The 726-nt window shown below is 70.4% G+C and carries 1 protein-coding gene; it reads left to right on the top strand.

What is annotated here, in order from left to right; genetic code table 11:
* The coding region (locus QWZ14_RS09070; protein WP_290316312.1) for an HK97 family phage prohead protease at positions 1-726 on the top strand (726 nt) is incomplete at both ends.

Below are 726 nucleotides of genomic sequence, written 5' to 3'. Positions count from 1 at the left end.
ACGCCGACAAGGGCGAGGTCGAGGCCCTGTTCTCGACCTACAACGTGATCGACAAGGACGGCGACGTCACCCTGCCCGGCGCGTTCGATGACGGCGCGCCCGCGAAGATCTCCGCCTACGGCCACGCCTCCTGGTCCGGGGTCCTCCCGGTCGGGAAGGGCACGATCAACGACATCGGCACCGGCGCGGTCATGCGCGGCAAGTTCTTCCTCGACACCACCGCCGGGAAGGACACGTTCACCACCGTCAAGGAGCTCGGGCCGCTCCAGGAGTGGTCGTACGGGTACGACGTCATCGAATCGGAGTTCGGCGAGTTCGAGGGCAAGCACGTCCGGTTCCTCAAGAAGCTGAAGGTCCACGAGGTCTCCCCCGTGCTCATCGGCGCCGGTGTCGGCACGATGACGATGTCGGCGAAGTCCGCGCCGGCGGCGAAGGCCGTGCGTCGCGCCGTCCCCGTGCACGAGACCGCCGTCGCCTCCGGCCCCTGGGACGCCCCCAAGACCGCCGCCGCGCTCCCCGACGACCTGCGCCCCTCCCAGCTCCGCACCGTCTACGCGTGGGTCGACCCCGACGGCGACCCCGAGGCCAAGTCCTCCTACGACTTCCCGCACCACCACGGTGTGGGCGGACCGGCGAACCTCCGCGCCTGCATGGCCGGGATCGCCGCCCTCAACGGCGCCAAAGGCGCCGCACTCTCCGATGACGACCGGAAGGCCGTCTGGGAGC

It is taken from the genome of Paeniroseomonas aquatica, from assembly GCF_030409335.1.
GTDB lineage: Bacteria > Pseudomonadota > Alphaproteobacteria > Acetobacterales > Acetobacteraceae > Belnapia > Belnapia aquatica.
This window is presented reverse-complemented; position numbering and strand designations above follow the sequence as displayed.